Source organism: Kitasatospora sp. NPDC093558 (genome assembly GCF_040683475.1).
Lineage (GTDB): Bacteria > Actinomycetota > Actinomycetes > Streptomycetales > Streptomycetaceae > Kitasatospora.
Genome location: NZ_JBFBDY010000395.1, coordinates 1 through 5,921, shown reverse-complemented (window position 1 = coordinate 5,921; position 5,921 = coordinate 1). Strand labels below are relative to the sequence as shown.

Sequence of the window (5,921 nt, the reverse complement as noted above, 5' to 3'; positions counted from 1 at the left end):
GGGATCGCCGGCGTCATCGCGACCAACCAGAGCTCGACGTCCCCCTCCGGCGTCCCGGCGCACCCGCGCACGACCGCCGAGGGCCGCACCACCCCGCCGCCCTGGGACGCGCCCGCCGACGTCGCGGCGGCGGTGAAGGCGGCCGGACTCCCGATGCTCGGCGCCGAGGGCACCGCCCTGCACATCCACGCCCACCTCGACGTCTACGCCGACGGGCAGCCGGTGACCGTCCCCGCGCTGGTCGGCATCGACGAGGCAGCGCAGAAGATCAGCCCGCTGCACACCCACGACACCACCGGCGTCGTGCACATCGAGTCGCCGGTGACCGCCGACTTCAGCCTCGGCCAGTTCCTGACCGAGTGGCAGGTATCCGCCTCCGCCGACCACCTCGGCGGGCTGCGCACCGACGCCACCCACACGCTCACCGCTTACGTGGACGGCAAGGCGGTGGCGGGCGACCCGGCGGCGATCGTCCTGCACGCGCACGACGAGATCGCGCTGGTCTACGGCACGGCCGCGGAGAACGCGACCGTCACCGTGCCGAGCGGCTACAACTGGCCCAGCGGGCTCTAACGCGGGCCCGGCACCAGGGGCGCGATGACGCGCTGGGTCGGGTTGATGCCGTCGTTGTCGTCGTCGCCCGAGTTCACCGAGGTCGTGATCGAGCTCGTCACCCAGGAGACCACGCCGAGCAGGAGGAAGACGACGAGCAGGCCGCGCCCGCCGCCGCTCAGCACGAGCGGCCGGGTGGCGGACACCGGTCCGTCCGGCTCGCTGCCCGTCTCCTCGCCGAACAGGCCCTTGGGGTAGGCGGAGGAGAGCATCACGAAGTAGGCGGTGGTGCGCATCCGGTAGCGCACGATCGCGGCGCTGGCCTCGTACAGCGGCTGCGGCATCCGGCCGAGGATCAGCACCACGAGCCAGATGACGAAGCACACCATCCACCAGCCCGCGTACACGAGGCCCTGCACGATCGCCGCCGGGATGACGAGGACGATGCGGAACAGCACGGCGAGCCGGTTCAGCTCCCCGGGCCGCAGCTCGACCCGCACCGGGTACTCGGGCGTCCGGAACCGGAACGGCGGGTAGTCGTCGAGCATGAGCATCAGGTACGCGGTGACCCGGGTGTCGTACGGGACGAACGCGGTCAGGTAGTCGGCCACGAAGCCGGGCAGGCGGCCGAGCACCAGCGCGCCGAACCAGCCGGCGATCGTGACGAAGAACGCCACCACCGACAGCACCCACACCACCACGAACTGCGGGATCAGCAGCAGGAGGCGCAGCAGGACCGTCCACCGGTTCTGCGCCCCCGGCGCCGGCATGTCCAGCACCGGGAGCCACTCACGGCTGACGGGGGCGGGGGGAGCCTGCCACATCCGGGCCTCCACGGTCTCGGGACGACGGGCCCCGGCGGTCGGGCGCGGCCGGGTGCCTTCCGAAGATCCCAGCAGCCCGCCCGGCCCGCGCGCCGCACTGCGCCGGACGGATTAGCCGGACGGATTAGAGGAGGTACGCCGGGTCGTGGGCGCAGATGATCCGGACGTCGGCGGAGCGGGTGCGCTGGAGCTCGCGGAGGCGGTCCAGGTTGTGGACGCGGGCGGGGTTGTCGACGGCCAGGAGGCGCTGGAAGGCGGTGAGTCCGGCCGGGCGGCGGGGGGAGCCGGGGGCGATGTCGGCGTGGTTGAAGTACGCGTCGCCGGCGTGGAGCAGCCAGCGGTCGCCGGTGCGGACGGCGACGCCGCTGTGGCCGCGGGTGTGGCCGGCGAGCGGGACGAGGAGGACGTCGGTGCCGGCCTCCGGGAGGACGGGGATCGCGCGGAGTCCGTACCAGTCCTCGGTGGCGGCGTCCGGCCGGTGCTCGACCCACTGGGGGCCGTGCGCCCACTGGGCGGGGCGGTAGCGGTCGCGTTCGTTGAAGGTGGCGCCGGCGCGGGCGGCGCGGAGCTCGTCGGCGAGCACGTGGACCTCGGCGTGGGGGAAGTCGCCGAGGCCGCCGGCGTGGTCCACGTCGAGGTGGGTGAGCAGGACGGCGCGGACGTCGCGCGGGTCGTGCCCGAGGGCGCGGACCTGGTGCAGGGCCGTGCGGGCGGGGTCGAGCCGCGGGCGGACGGTGGCGAGGAAGCGGCGCCCGAGGCGCTCTCGTGGGTGGGCGACGTCCTCGGTGCCGAAGCCGGTGTCGACGAGGACCAGCCCGTCGGCGCCCTCGATCAGCAGGCAGTGCGTCGAGAGCAGGCCGATCAGCCGACCGCCGCCGCCCATCAGCGCGCGGCCGCCGAGCGGGCACATCGTGGCGCAGTCCAGGTGGTGAACGGTCACGTCGTCTCCAGGGTTCGGGGTGCCTCGGGGGTGCGGGACAGGAGCCGGTCGAGGTTGGCGGCCAGCTGGACGTCCCCGTGCGCGGTGTACAGCTCGCCGGCGGTGCGCCGGTGTTCGGCGGCCTCGGCGGAACGGCCCCGGGCGTCCAGGAACTCGCCGAAGTGCCGGTGCGCCAGGGCGTGCAGGCGGACGTTGCCGGAGGAGCGGCACAGGTGCAGCGCCTCGCGCCAGGTGAGCTCGGCGCCGTGCGGGTCGTCCAGCGCGTGCAGGGCGAAGGCCTCGTTGACCATCGCCCATACGTAGGCGTTGGCGGTGGGCTGCCCGGCGAGCAGGTCGCGCGTCTCGCGGGCGAGGTCGAGCGCGGCGGCGGGGGCACCGGTCGTGACCTTGATCGCGGCGGCGTTGCTGAGCACGGTGGCGGCGTGCTCGCGCAGGCCGGTGCGCCGGACGAGCGCGAGGGCGGCGTCGGAGAGGCGGTCGGCGCCGATCTGGTCGCCGGTGAGGGCGGTCATCGAGGCGCGCACGGACAGCGCGTGGATGTGCAGGTTGCCGTCCTCCGGCGTGGTGCGCTCGACGGCCCGCGCGGCGAGGGGCAGCGCTTCGGCGACGCGGCCGGTGGAGCCGAGCGCGCAGGCCGTCGCGGCCTCCATCGCGGCCAGGCCCTCGCGGTCGCCGCTCGCCTGTGCCGCGCCGAGCCCGACGCGCAGGCAGGCGAGGCGGTCGTGGACGCGCCCGGCCCCGTAGTAGAGGATTCCCGCCGCCCGGGCCAGGCGCCAGGCGCGGTCGTGCTCGCCGCGGTCGGCGGCGGCCGTGACCAGCGCGCGCAGCACCGGCTCCTCGGCGTGGCACCAGGCGAGCGTGGTCTGCGGGTCGGTGAGCCGGGGGAGGGCGAGGTGTCCGGTGCCCGGGGGCAGGAACGGCTCGTGGTACGGGTTCAGCCGGCGGATCGCCGTGCCGGTGGCGAGCAGCTCGTAGTCGACGAGGCGGCGGAACGCGTCCTGCCGGCCGGCCGCCGGGAGGTCCCCGAACAGCTCGGCGCCGTACAGGCGGACGAGGTCGTGGCGGGCGAAGCGGCCGGGGGTGGTCTCGGTCAGCAGGTGGTGGGCGGCGAGGGAGCCGAGCGCGAGCCGGGTCGTCTCGGTGTCGGCGGCGAGCAGCGCGGCGGCCGCGTGGACGTCGACCTCGGTGCCGGGGTGGGGCGTGAGGAGGGGCAGCAGTCTCCGTGCGTGCGACGGGAGGTGGCGATACGTCAGAGTCAGTGCCGAGTGGACGCCGAGAGCGCCGTCCGGTGTGGCGAGGGTGGACAGGCGGGTGCGTTCGTCCGTCAACTCCGCTACCAGGTCGGCCAGTTGCCAGCCGGGCCGGGCGGCGAGCCGGGCGGCGGCGATCCGTAGGGCCAGGGGCAGGCGGTCGCACAGCTCGACCAGGCGGCGTGCCGCGTCCGGTTCGGCCGCCACGCGTTCGGCGGTGAGGCGGAGTTGGAGCAGGCGGTGGGCGTCGGCGTCCGGCAGCACGCCGACCTGGAGCATCGCCGCGCCGTCGGCGACGACCAGCTCCTCCAGGCTGGTGCGGCTGGTGACGACGGCGGCGCAGTCCGGCCCCGCGGGCAGGAGGTCGGTGACGTCGTCGGCGCTGCGGGCGTTGTCCAGCACGACCAGCAGCCGTCGCCCGCGGGTCCGTTCGCGGAACAGCGCGGCGCGGGCGGGGCGCTCCTCGGGGATCACCAGTTCGGGCACGCCGAGCGCGCGCAGGAAGCGGCCGAGGGCGTGCGCCGGGTCGGCGGGACCGGCCGGGTCGAAGCCGCGCAGGTCGGCGAAGAGCCGGCCGTCAGGGAAGCCGGGCGCGGCGCGGTGCGCCCAGCGGACCACCGTCGCCGTCTTGCCCACCCCGGCCGGGCCGACCACCACGGCCAGGCCGTCCCCGGTGCGGTCCGGGCCGCACTGGGCGTCGAGCCAGCGCTCCTCCGCCTCGCGGCCGACGAACCCGCGCGGTGCGGTGGGGAGTTGGTCGGGTGCCGCCGGCAGTGCGAGCGTCGGCGGTTCGTCGGGCTCCTCCTCGGTGAGCACGTCGGAGAGGGCCTGCTGGAGCTCGCGGCCCGGGGCGACGCCGAGTTCCTCCGCGAGGCGCGCGCGGGCCCGGTGGTAGGCCTCCAGCGCGGCGGCGGTCCGGCCGCTCCGGTGCAGGCAGCGGACCAGCAGGGCGACGACGGGCTCGCGCAGCCCGTCCGCCGCGACGGCCTGCTCCAGCGCCGGGACGGCCGCGAAGCCGCGCCCGAGGCGGAGTTGGCGCTGCGCCCAGGCGGTGAGGAGCCCGGTGCGCGTCCCGTCCAGGTGGCGGGCCAGGACCGCGGCGGGCGCGGTGGCGGGGAGGTCGGCGAGGGCCGCGCCCTGCCAAAGGCGCAGGGCCCGTTCGAGGAGTGCGGCGGCCGCGGCGTCGTCGTCGGTCGCGGCGGCCCGCTCGCCCAGGGCCTCGGCGGCCAGGGCGTCGACGTCGGCCGTTTCGCCGGTGAGGCAGTAGCCGGGGGAGCGGGTCGTCAGCTCGAAGGGCGAGCCCGGCCCGGCCAGCAGCTTGCGCAGAGCGGCGATGTGGCCCTGCAGGGCGGCCTTGGGGTGCGCCGGCGGCTCGACGTCCCAGAGCAGCCCGACGAGCCGCTCCACCGCGACCGTCCGGTTCAGCTCCAGCGCCAGCAGGGCGAGCACCGCCCGCCGCTGGGCACCCCCGACCGCGGTGGGGGTGCCGGTGCCGAGCCGGAGCTCCACCGGGCCGAGCAGCCGTATCCCCATGCGTTCCGTCCTGCCGTCACGTTTCCGGTAGAGCCGCAGCTTACCCGCCGGTAGCCGGCCTCGGACCGGCGCCGTTGAACGCCCCGGCCGGTCGGCCCCGTTCACGGAGAGGGGCGCCCGGCCGGGCGCCCGGAGACACGGGGAGGACGTGGATGCAGTCCCGACGCGACCAGGTGCAGGCCCACCTGTTCGTGGTGAGCAGACTCGCCTCCGGCATGCTGCGCGCCGAGCCCGACGCCGCCGACACCCCGACCGGACGCACCACCAGGGGCGCGGTGACCGGGCTCGCGCTGGCCGTGCTGATCGGCCTCGGGGCCGCCGTCTACGGGGTGATGGTGCCCGGCGGCGACACGGCGTGGGCCAAGCCCGGCACGCTGGTGATGGTCAAGGAGACCGGTGCCCGCTACCTCTACGTCGGCGGGCAGCTCCACCCGGTCCTCAACGACACCAGCGCGAAGCTCGTGGCCGGCGAACAGATGGCCGTCGAGGAGGTGAGCCGCGCCTCGCTCGCGGACACCCCGCGCGGCGCGCCGGTCGGCATCCCGGGCGCCCCGGACGGGCTGCCGCCGGCCGCCGAACTCGCGGGCGGCACCTGGCTGGTGTGCGGGACGGTCCAGCCGGCCCAGGGCGGCGGCGAGGCCGGGCCGAGACTGGGCGTGCAGCTGGACCCGGCGCGCGAGGGCAAGGCACTGGCGCCCGGCCAGGGCGTGCTGGTCACCACCCCGGACGGCGCCGTCCACCTGCTCTGGCAGGGCCAGCGCCTGCGCGTCGACACGGCGGACAAGGCGATCCAGGCGCTGGGCTACTCGGGCACGACACCGT

5 protein-coding genes are annotated in these 5,921 nt (G+C 76.1%); 2 read left to right on the top strand and 3 right to left on the bottom strand.

The features are described 5' to 3' along the window. A partial coding sequence (locus AB0O00_RS27350; protein ID WP_363656125.1) for a hypothetical protein occupies positions 1-573 on the top strand: 573 nt, incomplete at its 5' end. On the opposite strand, the gene AB0O00_RS27345 is transcribed toward AB0O00_RS27350, so the two are convergent. The 3 genes from AB0O00_RS27345 to AB0O00_RS27335 all read right to left on the bottom strand — a co-directional run bounded on the left by AB0O00_RS27345 (position 570) and on the right by AB0O00_RS27335 (position 5,099). Beyond that, positions 570-1,376, bottom strand: coding sequence for a DUF4389 domain-containing protein (locus AB0O00_RS27345; protein ID WP_363656123.1), 807 nt, complete (start codon positions 1,374-1,376; stop codon positions 570-572). The two genes, AB0O00_RS27350 and AB0O00_RS27345, sit on opposite strands and share 4 nt — an antisense overlap. 124 nt (positions 1,377-1,500) lie before the next feature. Continuing rightward, a complete protein-coding gene (locus AB0O00_RS27340) occupies positions 1,501-2,316 on the bottom strand; it encodes an MBL fold metallo-hydrolase (protein WP_363656121.1) in 816 nt (271 codons plus the stop codon). After that, positions 2,313-5,099, bottom strand: coding sequence for an AfsR/SARP family transcriptional regulator (locus AB0O00_RS27335; RefSeq protein WP_363656119.1), 2,787 nt, complete (start codon positions 5,097-5,099; stop codon positions 2,313-2,315). Before AB0O00_RS27335 ends, AB0O00_RS27340 begins: the two co-directional genes overlap by 4 nt. 152 nt (positions 5,100-5,251) lie before the next feature. On the opposite strand from AB0O00_RS27335, the gene eccB reads away from it, so the two are divergent. After that, positions 5,252-5,921, top strand: a 670-nt coding sequence (eccB, locus tag AB0O00_RS27330) for a type VII secretion protein EccB (protein WP_363656117.1), incomplete at its 3' end; no start/stop codon positions are given.

Excerpts from the sequence above, each read along its gene's own strand:
- AB0O00_RS27345 (WP_363656123.1), bottom strand. The coding sequence starts at position 1,376 with ATGTGGCAGGCTCCCCCCGCCCCCGTCAGCCGTGAGTGGCTCCCGGTG.
- AB0O00_RS27335 (WP_363656119.1), bottom strand. The coding sequence starts at position 5,099 with ATGGGGATACGGCTGCTCGGCCCGGTGGAGCTCCGGCTCGGCACCGGC.